Annotated in this window: 21 protein-coding genes; 6 read left to right on the top strand and 15 right to left on the bottom strand. The window is 72.9% G+C overall.

Annotation, left to right across the window (positions count from 1 at the left end; all coding sequences use genetic code 11):
- Positions 1-6 precede the first annotated feature (6 nt).
- From QBL25_RS35605 to QBL25_RS35595, 3 genes are all read left to right on the top strand, one after another.
- Positions 7-909, top strand: a complete 903-nt coding sequence (locus QBL25_RS35605) for an alpha/beta fold hydrolase (protein WP_409061068.1) — start codon at positions 7-9, stop codon at positions 907-909.
- A 282-nt stretch (positions 910-1,191) separates the two neighbouring features.
- Positions 1,192-2,871 carry a sigma-70 family RNA polymerase sigma factor gene (locus tag QBL25_RS35600; protein WP_409061067.1) on the top strand — a complete coding sequence of 560 codons (1,680 nt, stop codon included), beginning with the start codon at positions 1,192-1,194 and terminating at the stop codon, positions 2,869-2,871.
- Between the two features lie 72 nt (positions 2,872-2,943).
- Positions 2,944-3,732: a VOC family protein gene (locus QBL25_RS35595; RefSeq protein WP_409061066.1), complete on the top strand. Its 789-nt coding sequence runs from the start codon at positions 2,944-2,946 to the stop codon at positions 3,730-3,732.
- Positions 3,733-3,765: 33 nt separating this feature from the next.
- Here QBL25_RS35595 and QBL25_RS35590 read toward each other — a convergent pair whose 3' ends face one another.
- Positions 3,766-4,722: a GlxA family transcriptional regulator gene (locus QBL25_RS35590; protein ID WP_409061065.1), complete on the bottom strand. Its 957-nt coding sequence runs from the start codon at positions 4,720-4,722 to the stop codon at positions 3,766-3,768.
- A 92-nt stretch (positions 4,723-4,814) separates the two neighbouring features.
- On the opposite strand from QBL25_RS35590, the gene QBL25_RS35585 reads away from it, so the two are divergent.
- Positions 4,815-5,432, top strand: coding sequence for an MBL fold metallo-hydrolase (locus QBL25_RS35585; protein ID WP_409061064.1), 618 nt, complete (start codon positions 4,815-4,817; stop codon positions 5,430-5,432).
- 142 nt (positions 5,433-5,574) lie between these two features.
- On the opposite strand, the gene QBL25_RS35580 is transcribed toward QBL25_RS35585, so the two are convergent.
- From QBL25_RS35580 to QBL25_RS35545, 8 genes are all read right to left on the bottom strand, one after another.
- Positions 5,575-6,255, bottom strand: coding sequence for a hypothetical protein (locus tag QBL25_RS35580; RefSeq protein ID WP_409061063.1), 681 nt, complete (start codon positions 6,253-6,255; stop codon positions 5,575-5,577).
- Positions 6,256-6,394: 139 nt separating this feature from the next.
- Positions 6,395-6,796: a hypothetical protein gene (locus QBL25_RS35575; protein ID WP_409061062.1), complete on the bottom strand. Its 402-nt coding sequence runs from the start codon at positions 6,794-6,796 to the stop codon at positions 6,395-6,397.
- A 172-nt stretch (positions 6,797-6,968) separates the two neighbouring features.
- Positions 6,969-7,991, bottom strand: coding sequence for a hemolysin family protein (locus QBL25_RS35570; protein ID WP_409061061.1), 1,023 nt, complete (start codon positions 7,989-7,991; stop codon positions 6,969-6,971).
- Complete coding sequence (locus QBL25_RS35565) at positions 7,988-9,331, bottom strand: hemolysin family protein (protein ID WP_409062896.1); 1,344 nt, start codon at positions 9,329-9,331, stop codon at positions 7,988-7,990. Before QBL25_RS35565 ends, QBL25_RS35570 begins: the two co-directional genes overlap by 4 nt.
- Before the next feature lie 236 nt (positions 9,332-9,567).
- Positions 9,568-10,329: an ABC transporter permease subunit gene (locus QBL25_RS35560; protein ID WP_409061060.1), complete on the bottom strand. Its 762-nt coding sequence runs from the start codon at positions 10,327-10,329 to the stop codon at positions 9,568-9,570.
- Positions 10,330-10,349: 20 nt separating this feature from the next.
- Entirely contained in the window at positions 10,350-11,345 is a 996-nt protein-coding gene (locus tag QBL25_RS35555) for an ATP-binding cassette domain-containing protein (protein WP_409061059.1), read from the bottom strand.
- Between the two features lie 114 nt (positions 11,346-11,459).
- Positions 11,460-12,122, bottom strand: coding sequence for a response regulator (locus tag QBL25_RS35550; RefSeq protein ID WP_409062895.1), 663 nt, complete (start codon positions 12,120-12,122; stop codon positions 11,460-11,462).
- A gap of 97 nt (positions 12,123-12,219) precedes the next feature.
- Positions 12,220-13,464: a sensor histidine kinase gene (locus QBL25_RS35545; RefSeq protein ID WP_409061058.1), complete on the bottom strand. Its 1,245-nt coding sequence runs from the start codon at positions 13,462-13,464 to the stop codon at positions 12,220-12,222.
- A 173-nt stretch (positions 13,465-13,637) separates the two neighbouring features.
- Between QBL25_RS35545 and QBL25_RS35540 the strand changes: the two genes are divergently transcribed.
- A complete protein-coding gene (locus tag QBL25_RS35540; protein ID WP_409061057.1) occupies positions 13,638-14,003 on the top strand; it encodes an ArsR/SmtB family transcription factor in 366 nt (121 codons plus the stop codon).
- The gene (locus QBL25_RS35535) at positions 14,000-14,314 is read left to right on the top strand and encodes a hypothetical protein (RefSeq protein WP_409061056.1); all 315 of its coding nucleotides are present in this window, start codon (positions 14,000-14,002) and stop codon (positions 14,312-14,314) included. The genes QBL25_RS35540 and QBL25_RS35535 overlap by 4 nt, the downstream gene beginning before the upstream one ends.
- Before the next feature lie 99 nt (positions 14,315-14,413).
- Here QBL25_RS35535 and QBL25_RS35530 read toward each other — a convergent pair whose 3' ends face one another.
- From QBL25_RS35530 to QBL25_RS35505, 6 genes are all read right to left on the bottom strand, one after another.
- Positions 14,414-14,800: a hypothetical protein gene (locus QBL25_RS35530; RefSeq protein ID WP_409061055.1), complete on the bottom strand. Its 387-nt coding sequence runs from the start codon at positions 14,798-14,800 to the stop codon at positions 14,414-14,416.
- A 105-nt stretch (positions 14,801-14,905) separates the two neighbouring features.
- On the bottom strand, positions 14,906-15,694 hold the full coding sequence (locus tag QBL25_RS35525) for an endo alpha-1,4 polygalactosaminidase (RefSeq protein ID WP_409061054.1): 789 nt from the start codon (positions 15,692-15,694) through the stop codon (positions 14,906-14,908).
- On the bottom strand, positions 15,691-16,356 hold the full coding sequence (locus QBL25_RS35520) for a spherulation-specific family 4 protein (protein ID WP_409061053.1): 666 nt from the start codon (positions 16,354-16,356) through the stop codon (positions 15,691-15,693). Before QBL25_RS35520 ends, QBL25_RS35525 begins: the two co-directional genes overlap by 4 nt.
- Complete coding sequence (locus tag QBL25_RS35515; protein ID WP_409061052.1) at positions 16,353-17,324, bottom strand: NAD-dependent epimerase/dehydratase family protein; 972 nt, start codon at positions 17,322-17,324, stop codon at positions 16,353-16,355. The genes QBL25_RS35520 and QBL25_RS35515 overlap by 4 nt, the downstream gene beginning before the upstream one ends.
- A gap of 7 nt (positions 17,325-17,331) precedes the next feature.
- A complete protein-coding gene (locus QBL25_RS35510; protein WP_409061051.1) occupies positions 17,332-18,045 on the bottom strand; it encodes an NDP-sugar synthase in 714 nt (237 codons plus the stop codon).
- 78 nt (positions 18,046-18,123) lie between these two features.
- Entirely contained in the window at positions 18,124-19,125 is a 1,002-nt protein-coding gene (locus tag QBL25_RS35505; protein ID WP_409061050.1) for a GDP-mannose 4,6-dehydratase, read from the bottom strand.
- Positions 19,126-19,199 lie beyond the last annotated feature (74 nt).

Below are 19,199 nucleotides of genomic sequence, written 5' to 3'. Positions count from 1 at the left end.
GCGACCATGACCCCTGCCATCGAGAATTTCACCTACCGGCGCGTGCCCGTCACGGAAGCCTCGGAGGGTTCCGCGGGCGTCTCGCTGAACGTTGCCGTCGGCGGCTCGGGTCCGCCGCTCGTGCTGCTGCACGGCTTCCCGCAGACCCATCTCATGTGGCGGCACGTCGCCGCCGACCTCGCCGCCGACCACACGGTGATCTGCCCCGACCTGCGCGGCTACGGGTCGAGCGACAAGCCCGCCGAGACCGACGGCAGCACGTATGCCAAGCGCACCATGGCCGCCGATGTCGTCGCCGTGGCCCGCGCACTCGGCCACGACCGTTTCGCGCTGGCCGGGCACGACCGCGGCGCCCTGGTCGCCTTCCGCGCCGGACTCGACCACCCGGGCACGATCACGCATCTGGCCTGCCTCGACGTGCTGCCGACCCTCGACATGTGGGACGTGATGCACGGCGTCACCGCCGCCGTCGGCTTCCACCTGTATCTGATGGCACAACCCCCGGGTCTGCCCGAGCAGTTGATCGCCGCTGCCCCGGACGCCTTCTTCGGCCACTTCCTCGACATCTGGACCAACGACCCGCGGGCGATCCCCGCCGACGTACGCGCCGCCTACCTCGACGCCTGCCGGGCCGCGGTGCCCTCGATCGTGGCCGACTACCGCGCATCCGCCGGCGTCGACGTCGACCATGACCGCGCCGACCGCGCCGCCGGAACCACGCTGCGGATGCCCGTCACCGTGCTCCAGCAGGACTGGGGCTCCGCGCTCGGCTTCGACGCGGCCGCCCTGTGGGGCGCCTGGGCGCCGGACCTGCGGCACCTGCCCGTCACCTGCGGCCATTTCATGGCCGAGGAGGCGCCCGCCGAGATCGCCGCCGCCCTGCGGGAACTCCTCTCCCGCCCCGCGTGAGGACGCCGGTGCCGGGCCGGTGCGGGCGCACCGACCCGGCACCGGTCCTCCACCAGCCCTGTACCGGCTCGCCCCCTGTGGCGTTCGGCTCGTCGGCCCTGCGGAACCCGTTCATGTCCGGTATGCCGGACAGAGGGCCGCGACCGCCGACGCCGGTCCTGCGTATGCTCACCGACTCGGCCCGGAAATCTGTTCGCGGATTTCTGTTATCTCCGTACGCCCACGCGATCTCCCAGGTGTAAGGCCAGAACGTGCCGACGAAGAAAGCGAGTGAGGCAGCCCATGATCGGTGATCACGATCCTCTGGTGACGGCGGCGCAGACCGGGGACCAGCAGGCGCAGGACGACCTGGTGGCCGGGTACCTGCCGCTGGTCTACAACATCGTCGGGCGGGCGCTCGACGGCCATGCCGACGTCGACGACGTCGTGCAGGAGACCATGCTGCGCGCGCTCGCCGGTCTGGCGGCTCTCCGTGACCCGGCGAGCTTCCGGTCCTGGCTCGTGGCCATCGCCATGAACGAGATCCGCAGGCACTGGCAGCAGCGCGCCTCCGGCCAGAAGAGCCCGAGCCCGCTGCACGAGGCGTACGACGTCGCGGATCCCGGCGCCGACTTCGTCGACCTGACGATCATCCGGCTCGGCCTGGTGGGCCAGCGCCGGGAGGTGGCCGAGGCCACCCGCTGGCTGGACACCGACGACCGCGCGCTCCTGTCGCTGTGGTGGCTGGAGGTCTCCGGCGAGCTGACCCGGGCCGAGGTCGCCTCCGCCATGGAGCTGCCGCCCCAGCACGCGGCGGTCCGGGTGCAGCGGATGAAGACGCAGCTGGAGACGGCCCGGATCGTGGTCCGCGCGCTGGCCGCCGCGCCCCGCTGCCCCTACCTGAGCGACGTGGTGGCTCCCTGGGACGGCACGCCGTCGGCCCTCTGGCGCAAGCGCCTGGCCCGGCACGTCCGTGACTGCGCGATGTGCTCGGACCACGGCGCGGGACTGGTGCTCGCCGAGCGCCTCCTGGTGGGTCTCGCCCTGGTGCCGCTGTCCGCCGCGCTGGCCGCGCCCGGCGCGATCCGCGCGGTGAGCGCCGCCGACGGGCACCGCCTGGCGTCCGACGGGCACCACCTGGCGTCCGACGCGCACCACCTGGCGTCCGACGCGCCGCACACGTCCACCGGCGGCCGTCCCACGGCGCCGGACACGTACGAGATATCCGGCTCCCGGAGCGCCCCGGCGAGACACGCGGCCAAGCGCCACCGGATGCCCCGCAAGGGCCGCACGGTGGCCGCGGGCGTCGCCGTGCTCGTCGTCGCGAGCGGGGTCATCTACTCGGCCACGCGCCCCGCGGACGACCGGCAGACGGAAGCGGAGACCCTGACCGCCTCGCGACCGCCCTCCCCGAAGACTCCCTCCACCACCGCGTCTTCCCCCGACAAGTCCCCCTCCGCCTCCCCCAGCCGGAAGCGGAAGCCCTCCCCCAAGCCCACCCCGTCGAAGACCAAGGCCCCGAAGCCGAAGGCCACCCCGAAGCCCACCCCGACGAGCAGCGCGCCCCAGGCCCCGCAGGCGCCCGAGGCTCCGGCGGGCAGCAGCGCGTACAGCGCGGAGGTCACCCGGCTCGCCAACGCCGAGCGCGCCAAGAGCGGCTGCGGCCCGCTGACCTTGAACAGCAAGCTGGGCAACGCGGCACAGGCCCACTCCGACGACATGGCCGAGCGCGACTTCTTCGACCACACGAACCCCGACGGCGAGGACCCCGGCGACCGGGTCACCGCGGCCGGCTACAAGTGGAGTACCTACGGGGAGAACATCGCCGCTGGTCAGCGCAGTCCCGCCGCGGTGATGGACTCCTGGATGAACAGCTCGGGCCACCGCGCGAACATCCTGAACTGCTCCTTCAAGGAGATCGGCATCGGCTACCGGCAGGGCAGCGGCGGCCCCTGGTGGACGCAGAACTTCGGAGCGCGGTGACTCGACGCGCGGGGGCGTTCCGGTTCGAATAGCGTGAAATCGACAGGTTCCGCGTGAACGGGAGGCCTCGCGATGTCCGCGTACCCGGAAGGCATGCCCTGTTGGACGGACGCGATGTTCCCCGACGTGGCGGCCGCGAAGAGCTTCTACGGCGAGCTGCTCGGCTGGACGTTCGACTCCGGTGCGGAGGAGTACGGGGGCTATACCCAGGCGCGCTCGGACGGCAAGGCCGTGGCCGCGGTCGTCCCGCAGATGCAGGGCATGGAAGGCCCCGCCGCCTGGAACCTCTACTTCGCGGCGCCCGACGCCGCCGCGACGGCCGCCAGGATCCGCGACAACGGCGGGACCCTCACCATGGAGCCGATGCCGGTCGGCGAGTTCGGCACCATGGCGATGGCGCAGGAGCCCAGCGGTGCGTTCTTCAGCGTCTGGCAGCCGGGCACCCACCAGGGCTTCGAGAAGACCGGCGAGGCCGGAGCGTACTGCTGGGCCGAGCTCACCACGCGGGATCCGGCGGCGACGGACGCCTTCCTGCCCTCCGTGTTCCCCTACGAGACGCGGCGGATGGACGTGGACGACGTCGACTACAGCGTCTTCCGGCTCGACGGGCAGCCGGTCCTCGGCCGCCTCAAGATGACCGAAGACTTCCCGCCGGACGCACCGCCGTTCGTCAACGTGCACTTCGCCGTGGACAACTGCGACGCCGCGATCGCCACCGTCACCAAGCTCGGCGGGCAGCTGCTCTTCGGCCCGATGGACAGCCCCTTCGGCCGCTTCGCCACGGTCGCCGACCAGCAGGGCGCCACCTTCAGCGTCATCGATCTGGCCAGCACGGAGGGCGAGATGCCCTCGTTCAGCTGAGACAGGTCCGATGGGCGGACCGCGCAGCTCCGGCTACGACGTCCGGGTGAACGCGCGGCGGTAGGACCGCGGCGGCACGCCCCGGCGGCGTACGAACTGCTCGCGCAGGACGGCCGCGCTGCCGTACCCGACCCGGCGGGCGATCTCCTCCACCGGCAGATCCGTGGTCTCCAAAAGCTCCTCGGCGCTGCTCAGCCGCAGGTTGACCAGCCAGGCGTGCGGAGTCGTGCCGGTCGCGGCGGTGAAGCGGCGGGCGAAGGAACGCCTGCTCATCAGGGCGCGGCGGGCCAACTCCGTGACCGGCAGCGGCTCGTGGAGGTTCTCGCGGGCCCAGCCGAGGACCTCGGTGAGCCGGTCGTCCCGGCAGTCCTCCGGGACGGGGGCGGCGAGGTACTGGGCCTGGCCGCCGTCGCGGTGGGACGGCAGGACCAGGTCCCTGGCGATGGTGTTCGCCGTCGCCGCGCCGTACTCGCGCCGGAGCAGATGCAGGCTGAGGTCGAAGCCCGCGGCGGCTCCCGCGCCCGTGACGACCTGCCCTTCGTCGATGTACAGGGCCTCGGCCTCGACGGTGACCTCCGGATACCGGCTCGCCAGGAGGTCCGCGAAGCGCCAGTGCGTGGTGGCGCGCCGCCCGTCCAGGAGCCCCGCCGCGGCCAGGGCGAACGCACCGACGCAGTGCCCCGCGACCAGGCCGCCCCGCTCGTGGGCCGCGGTGAACGCCTCAAGGACGGCGGGCGCGGGCGGCGTACGGAAGTCGGCCCAGGGCAGGGCGATGACGAGGTCGGCGGCGGCCAGCCGCTCCAGGCCGTGCGCCACGTGGATCGGCACCCCGGCGTCGCTGCGGACCTGCCCGGGGCGGTCGGTGCACAGGGCGAAGTCGAAGCGGGGCAGGCCGGAGCCCCGCTCGTCGAACACCTCGGAGACGATGCCCGCGCCGAGGATGCCGACGCCCGGCGGGGCGTAGGCGGCGATGGTCGTGAAAGGCGGCATACGGGAGTGTGACACGTCGCGTGGCACGTTTCCTGCGATCAGTGGCAGAAGGGCCACTCGTCGTCGGTCCTTCCGCCCGGAAGACTCGGGGCATGACGAAGACAGCGACACCCGCAGCGACAGAGGCCCCGCTCGGCCACAGCGCCACGTACACGATCCTGACCACCGGCTACACGGGCTCCACCGGCCCCGGAGTCGCCGCCACCGTCTCCTACGTGCGCGACGCGGACCGGCACGTGATCGTCGACCCCGGCATGGTGGCGAGCCGGGACCGGATCCTGGGCCCGCTCGCGGAGTTGGGCCTCGGCCCGGACGACATCACCGACGTGGTGCTCAGCCACCACCACCCGGACAACACCATGAACGTGGGACTGTTCGGCCGGGCCCGGGTCCACGACCACAAGGCGATCTACGAGGCCGACCAGTGGACCGACCGGGACGCCGAGGGCCATGAACTCGCCCCGTCCCTGCGGCTGATCCGCACGCCGGGCCACAGCCGCGAGGACATCACCCTGCTCGCGGGCACCGCCGAGGGCACGATCGCCTTCGTGGGCGACCTGTGGTGGCGGCCGAACGGCCCGGTGGAGGACCCGGTGTCCCCGGACCTGACGACGCTGCGGGCGTCACGGCTGCGGGTGCTCGCCGCGGCCGACGTGATCGTGCCGGGCCACGGCGGCGCGTTCAAGGCCGACGAGACCGCGCCGCTCTAGGCGTTACGGGGGCCATGGGTGCCCCAGGTGCCATGGGTGTCCCAGGCGCCGTGGGTGTCCCAGGCGCCGTGGGTGTCCCCGCGCGCGGCGGTCGGCGAGCCGCAATCCGCAATCCGCAGTCCATGGCCGACGTGATGGGGTATCAGATCACGTCGGAGAGCGAGAGTCCGGCGATCAGCAGGCCGAAGCTCAGCGGCGTGACCGCGAAGACCGACAGCAGGGGAACCCAGCCGATGAGCCCCTCGCGGATGGTGCGCCCCGCCTTCAGGCGCCCTTGCGGCCGGCTCACCTCCGTCCGCAGGTCGAGGCGTTCGGCGGCCCGGTCCGACACGATCACGCCCGCGCCCGGCGGCCTTCTGAGCAGGGCCCTGCGCACCAGGACGTCGATCTTCTCGTCGCCGCCCGCCAGCTTGTCCAGGATGACCCGTACGCCGTGCGCGTCGGTGAGGATCAGCCGGTCGTCGGTCCGGGTCTGCCCCGGCACCTCCAGGCGGCCCACCTTGGTGAGCCGGGCGAGGTCGACGGTGCGGCGTCCGGCCAGGGTGCGGGCGGACAGCAGGTCGCCGTCGTGCGGGCGGGCGCGCCAGCCCATGTGCGCGTAGGCCGCCACCAGTGCGCTGAGGAGGAGCGACACGAGGTTCAGGAACAGGAAGCCGTCGTCGATCACCCCGGCCCGGATCAGCAGCACCGGCACCACCAGCAGGAGGGGCGGCATGAGGAGCGCGACGATGTCGGCGATACGGCGTCCCGTCCGTCCCTGTCCGCGGAATATCGCCGCGGGTGCGGAGGAGTCAGGGGTGGCCCCGGGAGCGTTGGTCGTCACGGCGGTGACGCTATCGCGCGCGGATCACCGGGCGACAGGCGGCTCGGGGCGGCGCCCCGCAGGGCGCCGGTCGGTTGCGGCCTGCGGTCGGCAGGGCGCTGGTCGGTGCAGGACTGGAGTCGGCACGGCGGCGGTCGGCTCAGGGTGGTGGCGCGTCCTTGCCCCGTGGCGGGGCGGTGATGTGGGGGCAGCCGTCGGCTCCCGGCACGAAGTCCATGCCTGTCTCGTCGGCCATCGCGGCGAAGAACTTCCGGCCCTCGGCGGACTGCCGGGAGGTGCTCCACGCGTATCCGGGCCAAAGGTCCGTGGCGCGGTGGAGGGCTTCGCGCCCCAGGCCCATGCCCTGCCAGGGGCCCGCGATCGCGATCGTACTGACGTGCGCGGCGCGGCACGTGTGGCAGACCTGGTAGTCGAGGTGTCCGATGTCCCGGCCGCCGCCGTCGAGGAGGGTGATGACCTGGCAGCCCGCCGCCACCGCGGCCGGAACACTCCGGTAGGTGACCGCCTGCGGGCAGGGAGGAGGCCGTCTTCGGAACTTCACCGCGGCACCGCGCTCACACGGGCTGCCGGGTGACGGCGGACGGCGTCGTCGGCGCGTGGCATGGCGAGCACAGTAGCCAGACCCGGCGACGCCCGTATATCCCTGTACCGGGTGTAATTTCCTCCCCCGCGGGGGCGCGTGGTCGTGTCGGCGGAGGTGCGCCGGGCGGCCGTCACACCGGCTGCCGCGGTTCCATCAGGCGGGCCAGCAGGTCGTCCAGGCTGACCAGGCCGGTGAGCCTGCCGGACGCGTCGCAGAGCACGGCGAGCGAGGCGCGGCGGCGGCGCAGTTCCTCGACGGCGTGGGCGAGGGTGTCGTCGGCGGCCAGTTCCGGTACGGGGCGGGCCAGTTCGCGGGCGGTCAGGGCGCGGTTGCGGGCACGGGCGACCAGGGCGTCACGGGCGTGCACCGAGCCGAGGACGGCGGCCCCGTCCCGGACGAGCAGCCGGGTGCGGTCGCTGGCCGCGGCCACCTCGAGGACCTCGTCGATGCTCGCGTCGGCCGGTACGGAGGTGATCCGGTCGGCGGCGGTCCGCAGGTCGCCGACGGCGGTCAGCGGCGCGGTGAGCGAGGTGGTGATGAGGCCGGAGTCGGCGTCGCTGATCAGGCCGAGCCGCCCCGACTCCGCTACCAGGTGCGCGAGTTGTTCGCGGTTGTGGACCGAGGTGAGCTCGTCGCGCGGGGTGACCTTGCACAGCCGTACGAGCGCGTTGCTGACCTTGTTGAGGACGGTGAGCAGCGGGCGGACGGCCTTGACCACGGCCCGGAAGGGCGGGGTGAGCAGCATCGCCGAGCGCTCGGGGTGGGCGATGGCCCAGGACTTGGGGGCCATCTCGCCGACGACCATGTGCAGGAACACCACGACGATCATGGCGAGGGCGAAGGCGATTCCGTAGCTGAGCCCGGCCGGCAGACCCAGCTTCGCCAGGAGCGGGTCGAGTTCGTGGGAGATCGCGGGCTTGGAGACCGATCCGAGCCCCAGGGTGCAGACGGTGATGCCGAGTTGGGCCCCTGCGAGCATCAGGGACAGCTCCCGCATGCCCGCGAGCGCGGACTTGGCGCCGCGCTCCCCGGCGGCGACCGCCCGCTCCACGCGGTGCCGCTTGGCGGCGACCAGCGCGAACTCCGCGGCGACGAAGAATCCGCTGGCGACCAGCAGCAGGACGGTGACGAAGAGAGCCAGGGGGAAACTCATGCGGAGGCCTCCTCGGTGGCCGGCGCGTCCGCGGCGGGCAGCCGCTCGATGCGTACGCGCTCCGGGACGTGGCGGTCGAGGCCGAGCACGGCGATGGCGACGCGACTCCCGTCGGAGAGTGGCACGGTCAGGCGGTCGCCGATGGCCGGGAAGCGGCCGAGCCGGTCGACGATCAGCCCGGCCACGGTGTCGTAGTCGTCGTCCTCGGGCAGCTCGATGCCGGTGGCACCGGCCACCTCGTCGAGTCTGCGGCCCGCGTCGACGAGCCAGCCGGTGCCGTCCGCGACCGCCAGCGCGACGACGGTGTCGCTCTCGTCGGCGATGTCCCCGACGAGCTCCTCGGCGATGTCCTCGTACGTGACGATGCCCGCCACTCCCCCGTGCTCGTCGAGGACGACGGCGAACTCGTCGTCCCGCTCGCGCATCTGCGCCACCGCGCCCGGCAGGGGCAGCGTGTCGGGCAGGAGCAGGGGGCGGCGGGCCTGTTCGCCCGCCGTGGTGCGGTCGAAGCGGCCGGCGGGCAGCCGCATCAGCTCACGCACCCCGAGGACGCCCGCGACGTCGTCCGGGTGATCGCCCATGACCGGGTAGTTCGAGTGCCCGTGCTCGGCGATGAGCCGCACGGCCTCGTCCGCCGTGGCGTCCTTACGCACGAACGTGACGTCCGCCCGCGGCACCAAGACCTCGCCCAGCGTGCGCTCGGAGAACTCCAGCGCGTGGTCGAGGAGTTCGGCGCTCTCGCGTGGCAGCTGGCCGTGCTCGTGGGACTCGCCGATGAGGTGGCTGAGCTCTTCGAGCGTGGCGCCGTGGTGCAGCTCCTCGACGGGCTCGATGCCGATCCGGCGCAGCAGGCGGTTGGCGGCGCTGTCGAAGACGCGGACGATCGGACCGACGACCTTCAGATACGCCAGCGTGGAGCCGGCGAGGGACTTCGCGAGCCGGTCGGGGACGGCGAGGGCGAGGTTCTTGGGGGCGAGCTCGCCCAGGACCATCTGGAGCACGGTGGCGACGACGAAACCGAGCACCACGGAGAGGGCGGAGACGACGCCGTCCGAGAGGCCGGTGCCGTCCAGGGCCGGCTTGAGGAGCCCGGACACGGACGGCTCGGCGAGGAAGCCGACGACCAGACCGGTGACGGTGATGCCGAGCTGGGCACCCGACAGCATGAACGAGAGCCGCCCGAGGACCTGCACGGCGCGTGCCGCCCGCCTGTCGCCCGCCTCCGCCTCGCGGGCGAGAGCGAGACGGTCCGCGGCCACGTAGGCGAACTCCTGCGCGACGAAGTAGCCGGTGCCCGCGGTCAGGACGAGCACGGCGAGCAGACCGAGGACGGCGGACAGCAACAGGGGCTCCGTTCCGAGGAAGGGTCGTGCCGGTCATTCTCGGCGGGGCCGGGGCATCCCGCCACGGCAGAGCGGGCGCCCTGACCGCACCAGGCCGTATGACGCGGTCCGACGTGGTCCGACGCGGTCCGACGCGGTCCGACGCCGAATAACGACAGCGGGTGTAGAAGCAGGACTGGGACTACTTCTACACCTACTGTAAAAGAATCGCAAAGTCCGAGGGGCGCCGGGCGTCACGCGTCGCGTCGCCGCAGGCGCCACCCGGCCACACCGAGGAGCGCCAGGGTGTACGCGGCGACCAGGCCCAGGGAGGGCCAGGCGCCAAGGCTGCCGACCGCCTCCGGGCTCGCGTCCGAGGTCTGCGTCAGCTTCTCCAGGGCGGCCGTCGGCGTGGCCCCCGCGACCCAGCGCCGGAGGTCGCCGAGCAGTGGGCCGAACAGGGAGGGCAGCAGCAGGACGCCGACCACGGTGACGACGGCACCCGCCGAGTGCTTCAGGAGCGTGCCGACCGCGAGGCCGAGGAGTCCGACGAGCGCGAAGAGCCCGGCGATCCCGAACAGCGCGGGCAGGGGTTCCCCCGGGGCGTACGTGCCGTCCTCCAGGACCGCGCCGCCCAGGAGGTACGCGACCGTGCAGGAGAGGAGCCCGGTGGCGTACAGGAGCCCGGTCAGCAGGGCCGCCTTCGCGGCGAGCATCCGGCCGCGGCGGGGTACGGCGCTGAGGGTGGCGGCGATGGTGCCGCTCGCGTACTCGCCGCAGATGGTCAGCGCGCCCACCGCGCCCGCGACCATCAGCGAGACGACGCTGAGGGTGAGGCTGCCGCCGAGCACCGTGTCGTCGGGTTGCAGGCTGCCGCTCAGGCCGACGAACACCGCGCCGACGACGGTGAGCGCGCCGGTGGTGAGGAGTGTCCAGCGGGTGGAGCGCAGACCGGCGAACTTGGTCCACTCGAAGGCGAGGGCCGCGCGGAAGCCGGGGGTGGGTGCGGGGGGCATGGCTTGAGGGGGCATCGCCTTCATCGGGCCGGCTCCTCTGCTGCGGGGGACTCGGGCGCGAGGGTTTCGGGTGCGAGGGGTTCGGGTGCGAGGGGTTCGGGTGGTGTCGCCCGGCCCCGGTACTCCACCGAGGCCCGCGTCATGTCGGTGTAGATCTCCTCCAAGGAGCGGTGCGCCGGGGTGAGTTCATGGATCGCCAGGTCATGGGAGCGGGCCAGCTCGCCGATCTCGGCGGGTGCCAGGCCGTCCACCCGCCAGCCGCCGCGCGCGTCCAGGCGCACGGACGCCCCTGCCGCCTCCAGGAGGGCCCGCATGCGCCGCGCCTCGTTGTCCGGCGTACGCAGCAAGGTGGTGCCCCGGGAGTTGGTCTCGATGAAGTCCCGCATGTCGGTGTCCGCGAGGAGCCGGCCGCGGCCGATCACGATCAGGTGGTCGGCGGTCAGTTCCATCTCGCTCATGAGGTGGCTGGAGAGGAAGACCGCCCTGCCCTCCGCGGCGAGGGACTTGAGCAGGCCGCGGATCCAGCGGATGCCCTCGGTGTCCAGGCCGTTGACCGGTTCGTCGAGGATGAGCACGCCGGGGTCTCCGAGGAGCGCGGCCGCGATGCCGAGCCGCTGTCCCATGCCCAGGGAGAGCCCCTTGGCCCGCTGGCCGGCCACGCGCGTGAGGCCCACTTCTTCGAGGACCTCGTCGACCCGGGCAGCGCCGATGCCGTTGCTGCGGGCCAGGCCGAGGAGGTGTCCGCGTGCCGTGCGTCCGCCGTGCACCGACCTGGCGTCCAGGAGCGAGCCGACCTCGCGCAGGGGTGCGCCGAGGCGTTCGTAGCGCCGACCGTTGACCGTGACCGTGCCGCCGCTGGGGGCGTCGAGGCCGAGGATCATGCGCATGGTCGTCGACTTTCCGGCGCCGTTCGGGCCGAGGAAGCCGGTCACGCGGCCGGGGCGGACGGTGAAGGTGAGTCCGTCGACGGCCGCCTTGTCGCCGTACCGTTTGGTGAGTTCCCGTGCTTCGATCATGCTGTCGACGCTACGGAGGGCGGGTACCGCCGGACATCTGCCGCGGGGAGTCGGCGACTGCTCCACCGGGAGTAGTCGCCCCGGGAGCGGCCCCTGCACCGCCGCCGGGTCAGCTCAGCTCTCGCCCGCGCGCACCAGGCCCGTCTCGTACGCGAGCACCACCAACTGCGCCCTGTCCCGCGCCCCGAGCTTGGCCATCGCCCGGCTGACGTGCGTCTTCGCCGTGAGCGGCGACATGAGGAGCCGTGCGCCGATCTCGTCGTTCGCCAGACCGCGGCCGACCAGCGCGAGCACCTCGCGCTCCCGGTCGGTGAGCGGGTCAAGGAGCCGCAGCGCCTCGGCCTCGGGCGCCTTGAGCCGCGCGAACTCCTCGATCACCCGCCGGGTGACGCCGGGGGCCAGGAGGCTCTGCCCGGCCGCTACGGTGCGGATCGCGGTGCGCAGGTCGTCCGGTTCGATGTCCTTGAGCAGGAAGCCGGCGGCTCCCGCCCGCAGGGCCTCGAAGACGTACTCGTCGGCCTCGAAGGTCGTCAGGACCAGGACGCGTACGGCGTCGAGGGCGCGGTCGGCGACGATGCGGCGGGTGGCTTCGAGGCCGTCGGCGCGCGGCATGCGGATGTCCATGAGGACGACGTCGGGGCGGGTGGTGCGGGTCAGTTCCACCGCCGCGACGCCGTCCGCGGCTTCGCCGACCACGGCCAGGTCGTCGGTGAGGTCGAGCAGGGCGCGAAAGCCCGCGCGGACGACGGTCTGGTCATCGGCGAGCACCACCCTGATCCGCCGCTCCCGGTCACGCACGGGCCGCCCCCGGTCATCCACGAGACGCTCCCGGTCATCCACGGGCCCCTCCAGGTCATCCACGGGCCGCTCCTGGTCATGCACAGGCTCCTCCCTCAGAAGCAGCCTGGGCGGAGGGCATTCCTCCGCCCTCCACGGGCAGGCGCGCTCCGACTCGCCAGCCGCCGTCCCGCTGCGGGCCCGCCAACAGGGTGCCGCCCATCGCCGTGGCCCGTTCCCGCATGCCGATCAGGCCGTATCCCCGGCCTCGCACCGGCGCGGCGGGCGCCTGCCCGTCGTCGGTGATGTCCACGGCGAGGTGGTCACCGTCCCCCGCCGCCGTCCTGGCCACGGACACCGCCGCGTGCCGGGCGTCCGCATGCTTGATCACGTTGGTCAGCGCCTCCTGGACGATGCGGTACGCGGCCAACTCCACCAGCCGCGGCACCTCCCGGCCACCCGTGTCGACGTGCAGGGACACCGTCAGGCCGGTGGCGCGTACCCCTTCCACCAGCTCGTCGAGCTGCGCCAGGCGTGGCGCCGGGTCGACGTCGGCCGTCCGGCGCCCCTCGCGCAGGACGCCCACCGTCGCCCGCAGCTCGCGCACGGCCTCCTTGCCCGACGTCCGCACCTGCCGCATCGCGGTCCGCGCCACCTCGGGGTCGGCGTCGAGGGCGTCCAGGGCGAGGCCCGCCTGCACGGTCATCGCGGACACGGTGTGGGCCACCACGTCGTGCAGTTCGCGCGCGATGCGTACGCGTTCCTGCTCGACCTTGCGCCGCGCCTGCCGTTCCCGGTCGGCCTCGGCGCGCTCGGCCCGGTCGGCGTACTCCTTGAGCAACTCCCGCCGCCCGCGCACCACTTCGCCCAGCAGCAGCGGCACCAGCGGCCAGAGCATCTCCAGGAGCGGGGCGCCCTGGGGCTGCGCCACGTCCTTGCCCGCGATGACCGACACCACCCCCGACACGACGGCGGAGACCACGGCGGCACGCAGCGTCCGGCGCCGGTCGCCCCGCTCGGCGAGTGCGTACAGCGCCACCATCACCGGCAGGTTGAGCAGCTCCCCGATGTGCCCGTGCAGCGCCCAGCCCGCGCAGCCCGCCCCGGTCACGACGGTCACGGCGACCGGCCACCGACTGCGCACCAGGAGAGCGGCCACGGAGACGGCGTACAGCGACCAGGTCAGTCGGTCGGCCTGCTGGTGACCGGAGTCGTTCACCGCCGCGTCCAGCCCCGTGAGGAGCGCGACGACCGCGGCCACGGCGAGGTCCGTCAGCGCCGGCGGCAAGGGCCGGGCGAGGCGCCGCCGCCAGGGGCGGGAGGGACGGGAGGCGGAGGTCACGGAACTCACGATAGGAGCCGGGCGCCCGGGCCGCGTACGACGCGGGGAGTAGTACCCCGGAAGCCTCCGGACGTCGGGGAACCCCCATTTGACCCTGAGATGTGTCAGGAATCTTTGACAGGTAGCCGTCCCTCATGTCAGCTTTTCTTGACAGGCACGAAAGAGAGGCCGCGATGGCCGAGGCCCCACCCCCGGAACCGACGGGCGACGAGCTGCTGAAGGCACTCGGCGCGCTGAGCAATCCGCACCGCATGCGGATCGTCGCGGCGCTCACCAAGCGCCGCAATTACGTCAGCGCGCTCGCCCGCGAGATCGGCATGGGCCGTCCCCTGCTGCACATGCACCTGAAACTGCTCGAGGCCGCGGGTCTCGTCGTCGGGTCGCTGGAGGTCGCCGAGGACGGCAAGTCCATGAAGTACTTCGAAGTGGCGCCGTTTCTCTACGAGTTGACGCCACAACTGTTCGCCAGGGCGGTCCGGACCCTCTCCGAGCCCCGCCCCAAAGAGACTGCGGAACCCACGAAAGAGGAAGCGAAGTGAACGGACAACTGGTGACGCTCGCCGACGGAGGCGACGCCGTGGGCGCATGGGTCGGGGCCGTCGGCGCGGCCGGCTTCTTCGCTCTGCTGATCGTGATCGTCTGGCAGGTCGCCGCCACCTGGCGGGCCCGGATGCTCGCCGCCCGCGAGGACCAGTACAAGGCGCTGACCGGGAAGTACGCGCAGCTCCTGGAGGACAACGTCGAGCTGCACCGGCGCACCGCGGAGGAGCTGACGCAGACCCGGGAGGAGCTGGCGCAGACCCGCTACTCGGTCAGCTCCATGGAGAAGATGATGCGCGAGATCGAATAACACCGACACCGCCAAAAGCCCTGCTCGACACCTTCCTCGTCCGCACGCCCCGGCAGGCACGGCCCGGGGCGTCGGCGACGACGCCGACGCCCCGACCCGTCAGTCCGTGATCGTGACGCAGGGCAGGCCCACGCTGGCGCCGCCTCGGAAGCCCTCCGCGCAGAGGCGGGTGCCCGCGGGGAAGTGGCGTTGGGGGTAGGCCTGGTCGCGGTAGGTGCGGAACGCGGCGACGTCCTCCACCTTGGTGTGGGCGCTCCAGCCGTCGGTGGTCCACACACGTGCGCTGATGCGGTGCGGCTGGTTGGTGTTGACGACCGACACCTCGACCCGGCCGAGGTAGGTGCCGCTGTCGTAGGTCTCGATGCAGACCGCGTTGTTGCACCACTTGCCGTCGGCCGCCGCCGGCGGGCCCGCGACGATGACACAGCCGAGCGCCGCGGCCACGGCCCCGATCCCCGCGGCGATCTTCCTGGTGATGTCGTGCATGATGACTGCCCCTCAGGCCTTCTCCATGGCCCGGCCTGACGTGCCGGGCCCCGGCAGCACAACGCGAGGGCAAGATCGTCCGTTACGCGGCGTCGCCCGATCGACTCAGCAGGGCCTGCGCCACTCCCCCAGGTCCAGCTTCTTGCGCATGGAGGACAGGCCGAGGCGGCGCGCCTGGGCGCAGAACTTCTCGTTGGGCACGGCGTACTCGACGTGCAGCACCGCCTTGCCCGCCTCGACGAAGGGGGTCAGCGACGCGCACTCGCCGTACTGGGCGCACTCCTCGTTGACGGCGAAGTCGAAGTCCCGCACGAGCCGCGGGATCTGCGGGAGGTCGTTCTTCAGGCCCACGGACAGGCCGCGGTCGTGCGCGAGGCCCGCGACCATCCGGTTGAAGGCCAGCTGGTGGCGTGCGGTCAACGGAAATCCCGTGCGGTTGAGGTACCCGTCGAGCAGGTCGGGCTCGACGGCGTCGAACCCCTTGCGGCGGCACATGTCGAAGCGCGCCGCGAGCAGGGGGCGCAGTACGTCGAGACGGCGGATGTCGAGCCAGCGCTCCCCTTTCCAGCCGTTGGCGCGGCCAAGGACCGCCGGAGGGTAGTCGTCGGCGTCGGGGCGGAAGGACTCCCAGGCGCCGGCGTTGATGTAGCAGATGACGCGGCGCCCGTCGCGGTGCAGCCGGGCCACGTCGGACGCACGGTTCTCGAACCCGTCGATGTCGTAGACGGGGACGTCCACGCCCGGGTCGACGCGGCCGTCCAGCTGCCACTGCCAGGTGGTGCCGGGCCGGGGCCGCCAGCGCTCCGGGGCGCCGTCGTCCCGCTCCGCCGCCGTGCAGCCGCCGAGCAGCAGGACGACGGCGGCGCACAGCACCGGCAAGGCGCGCTGTCTCACGGGGTGCCCCCGGCCACGGGCAGGGGCGGCGGCTGCGACCACGGGTTGGGCCCCGCGCCCGGCACCGCGCAGTGCACCCCCGCGCCACGCTGCACGGCGGTGCGCCCCGCGAGGCGGGCCAGCGCGGGCGGGACGCCGTAGACCAGGTGACAGAACCGCTCGGGGGCGTGCCGGGAGGTCCAGGACGGGGCGGCGAACGAGCGCAGATACGTCGTCCAGTGCCCCTCGAACGTGACGAGCAGATCGGCGGCGCGGGCATACCCGGGCGCCGGATGCACGCCCGGGTTGAGGACCACCGTGCCCGCGCCCCGCTCCCGCGCCGCGCGGACCATGCGCCGGCACTGCCGCAGCTCGCGGCGGTCCGGCGTGACCTGGTCGAAGAAGCAGCCGTCCACGCCGTACCACTCGCGGTGCCGCTCCAGGTCCTCGGCGACGGCGCCGAGCGGCCGCTCCCCGTACGCCGTGTCGACGTACCCGAGCACGCGCACCCCCGCCTCGCGCAGGGTCCGCGAGGCGGCGGTGAAGGCGGGGTCGGGGGCCGTGCCCGGGCCGTCGGCGGCGTTCAGGACGACGCCGTACAGCTGGGGTGCGGCCGCAAGGAGCGACTGCCAGGCGGCGGGGTCCGCGCCCGGGTGGACGTACAGCGGCACCAGCAGGGTCATCGCGGGTCTCCTCCCGTGGACGTGAGCCGCGACGAGCCGCCGCCGGCGTCCTCGGGGCCTTCGGGCCGCGCCCGTGGAGCCCCGTCGCTCAGCCACAGCGCGCGCACGGAATCCCGCAGCGAGTGCACCGGCGTCCAGCCCAGCTCCCGTTCCGCGGCACCGATGTCGGCGCACTGCCAGGGCACCGCCAACGACCGGCCCACCTTGCCCAGTGATTCCTCCACGCGCCCGGTGAAGCCCGCCGCGCCGACCAGGCCGTGCACCAGATCGCGCACCGGCACGGCCTTGCCGCTGCCGACGTTGAGCAGCCGCGGCAGCCGCTTGGGCAGGGCCACCGCGAGCGCGACGGCGCGGGCCACGTCACGTACGTCGACGAAGTCCCGGTACGCGGACAGGTCACCGACCTGGACCGTGGCGTGCGGGGTGTGGGCCACGGCGCGGGCGAGCTCGGCGGTCAGCCGCCCGGGCAGGCCCGCCCGGGGTGCCCTGGGGCCCACCGGGTTGGTGACCCGCAGCACGAGCGCGTCCAGCTCCGCGTCGACGACGGCCAGGGTGCCGGCCAGCTTCGTGGCTCCGTACGGGGCGACCGGCCGGGCGGGGGCGTCCTCCGCCGTGCGCACCCCCATGCCGGTCGGCCCGTACTCGGCGGCCGAGCCCAGGTGCACCAGGCGCGCGCCCGGTGCGGCCGACCGCATGGCCTCGCACAAGGCGGCGGGGCCACGGGAGTTGGTCTCGGCGAGGGTCAGGGGGCTGCCGCCGACCGCGCCCACGCAGTTGACCACGGCGTCGGGCTCGGCCCGGGCCAGCTGCTCGGCCAGTGCGGCCGGCGTCATGTGGGCGAGGTCGACGCGGAGGTCGTCCGAGGGGGCGCGGCCGCCGCGGAGCAGCCGCACGCCCGGCAGGGCGTGCAGCCGCTCGGCGATGTGCCCGCCCAGGTATCCGGTGGAGCCCAGGACGAGAATGCGCACGGTCCCGTCACGCTCCCTTGAGGAGGAGCGAACGGTGCGAGGTGAACTCCGCGTTCGCGCGGTCGTAGTCGTCGGGCCGTCCGATGTCGAGCCAGTAGCCGTCGAAGTCGTAGGCGTGCGGCGGGGTTTCGGTCTTCAGGAGGTCGAGGACCAGCTCGTCGAAGCCGAGCGGCAGGCCGGGGGTGTAGGAGGCGAGCGTGTCACGCGAGATCCCGTAGACGCCCATGGAGACGCGGTAGTCCACGCTGGGCTTCTCGGTGAAGGCGACCACGCGCTGCGATTCGGTGGTCAGGACGCCGAAGTCGATGCGCACCTGGCGTGCGTAGGTGGCGATCGTCAGGGGCGCGCCGGACGTGCGGTGGCTGCTGAGGACGTCCGCGTAGTCGAGGTCGGTGAGGATGTCGCCGTTCATCACGAGGAAGTGCTCGGGCAGCCGGTCCATCATCGTCAGGAGCGGGCCCATGGTGCCCAGCGGGCTGTCCTCGGTGGAGTAGCCGACGCGCAGGCCCCAGCGGGCGCCGTTGCCGACGTACGCGCGGATGATGTGGCCCAGGTGGCCGATCGCGATGGTGCAGCTGGTGAATCCCGCGCTCGCCAGCTGCCGCAGCACGATCTCCAGGATCGCGTGCTGGTCGCCGATCGGGACCAGCGGCTTGGGCAGCGCGGTGGTGTAGGGCCGGAGCCGGACGCCCTTGCCCCCGGCGAGAATGACTGCGTGCATGGTTGTCTCCCCTGTGGATGACCAGAAGTGGTCACGTGGCCGTGTGCGCGGATGTGGTGACGGTCGTTCAGGGATGGCTCAGATGTTGTAGATGTCCGTCTTGTAGCGGGCCAGGTTGGCGGGGTCGCGGAAGAAGTCGACGGTGCGGGCCAGGCCCTGCTCCAGGTCGTGTCCCGGCGTCCAGCCGGTGGCCTCGCGCAGCCGGCTCGCGTCGGCGACCAGGCGCATCACCTCGGAGGCCGCGGGGCGGATGCGCTGTTCGTCCTCGCGCACGTCGAGGTCGGCCTCCATCACCTTGCCGATGAGCCGCACCAGGTCGCCCACGGAGATCTCGCCGCCGGTGCCCGCGTTGAAGGTGCGGCCCACGACCGCTTCGGCCGGCGCCGTGCCGACGGCCATGAAGGCCTGCGCGGTGTCCGCGACGAAGGTGAAGTCACGGGTCGGCCGCAGGTCGCCGAGGGTGATCTCCCGTGAGCCCGCGGCCACTTGGCCGATGACGGTGGGGATGACGGCACGCATCGACTGGCGCGGCCCGAAGGTGTTGAAGGGGCGCAGGGTGACCACGGGCGTCTCGAAGCTGGCGTGGTAGCTGTCGGCGAGCCGGTCGCCGCCCGCCTTCGAAGCGGCGTACGGGGACTGGGTGTTGATGGGGTGGTCCTCGGTGATCGGCACGGTCTGCGCGGTGCCGTACGTCTCGCTGGTGGAGGTGTGCACCAGGCGGGGGATCTCCAGGTGGCGCACGGCCTCGAGGACGTTGAGCGTGCCGGTCACGTTGGTGTCCACGTAGCTGTGCGGGGCCTGGTAGGAGTACGGGATCGCGATGAGCGCGGCCAGGTGGTAGACGGTCTCGGCGCCGGTGACCAGGCCGCGGACCGAGCCCGGGTCGCGTACGTCGCCCAGGACGATCTCGACCTCGGCGAGCACGTCGGGCGCGAGGGTCTCCAGCCAGCCGTAGGAGGAGAAGGAGTTGTACTGCGCCATGGCGCGGACCCGGTGGCCCGAGGCGACGAGGGCCTCGGTGAGGTGCGAGCCGATGAAGCCTTCGGCTCCGGTGACGGCGACGAGTGGTGCGGATGCCATGTGCGCTCCTGATGCTGGGACGGAGAAGGTGGTGGTGCGGCGGGCGGGGGCCGGGCCCGGTGGAAAGTGCGCGC

It is taken from the genome of Streptomyces sp. SYP-A7185 (genome assembly GCF_046103685.1).
Lineage (GTDB): Bacteria > Actinomycetota > Actinomycetes > Streptomycetales > Streptomycetaceae > Streptomyces.
The sequence above is the reverse complement of the archived record's forward strand: the minus strand, read 5'-3'. Positions and strand labels throughout refer to the sequence as shown.

What these genes read in the sequence shown, in the direction of transcription:
- QBL25_RS35520 (WP_409061053.1), bottom strand. Translation starts at nt 16,356, where the DNA reads ATGACCCTGCTGGTGCCGCTGTACGTCCACCCGGGCGCGGACCCCGCC.
- QBL25_RS35505 (WP_409061050.1), bottom strand. Translation starts at nt 19,125, where the DNA reads ATGGCATCCGCACCACTCGTCGCCGTCACCGGAGCCGAAGGCTTCATC.
- QBL25_RS35540 (WP_409061057.1), top strand. Translation starts at nt 13,638, where the DNA reads ATGGCCGAGGCCCCACCCCCGGAACCGACGGGCGACGAGCTGCTGAAG.
- QBL25_RS35555 (WP_409061059.1), bottom strand. Translation starts at nt 11,345, where the DNA reads ATGATCGAAGCACGGGAACTCACCAAACGGTACGGCGACAAGGCGGCC.
- QBL25_RS35560 (WP_409061060.1), bottom strand. Translation starts at nt 10,329, where the DNA reads ATGCCCCCCGCACCCACCCCCGGCTTCCGCGCGGCCCTCGCCTTCGAG.
- QBL25_RS35570 (WP_409061061.1), bottom strand. Translation starts at nt 7,991, where the DNA reads ATGAGTTTCCCCCTGGCTCTCTTCGTCACCGTCCTGCTGCTGGTCGCC.
- QBL25_RS35595 (WP_409061066.1), top strand. Translation starts at nt 2,944, where the DNA reads ATGTCCGCGTACCCGGAAGGCATGCCCTGTTGGACGGACGCGATGTTC.
- QBL25_RS35510 (WP_409061051.1), bottom strand. Translation starts at nt 18,045, where the DNA reads ATGCACGCAGTCATTCTCGCCGGGGGCAAGGGCGTCCGGCTCCGGCCC.
- QBL25_RS35530 (WP_409061055.1), bottom strand. Translation starts at nt 14,800, where the DNA reads ATGCACGACATCACCAGGAAGATCGCCGCGGGGATCGGGGCCGTGGCC.
- QBL25_RS35585 (WP_409061064.1), top strand. Translation starts at nt 4,815, where the DNA reads ATGACGAAGACAGCGACACCCGCAGCGACAGAGGCCCCGCTCGGCCAC.
- QBL25_RS35605 (WP_409061068.1), top strand. Translation starts at nt 7, where the DNA reads ATGACCCCTGCCATCGAGAATTTCACCTACCGGCGCGTGCCCGTCACG.
- QBL25_RS35590 (WP_409061065.1), bottom strand. Translation starts at nt 4,722, where the DNA reads ATGCCGCCTTTCACGACCATCGCCGCCTACGCCCCGCCGGGCGTCGGC.
- QBL25_RS35600 (WP_409061067.1), top strand. Translation starts at nt 1,192, where the DNA reads ATGATCGGTGATCACGATCCTCTGGTGACGGCGGCGCAGACCGGGGAC.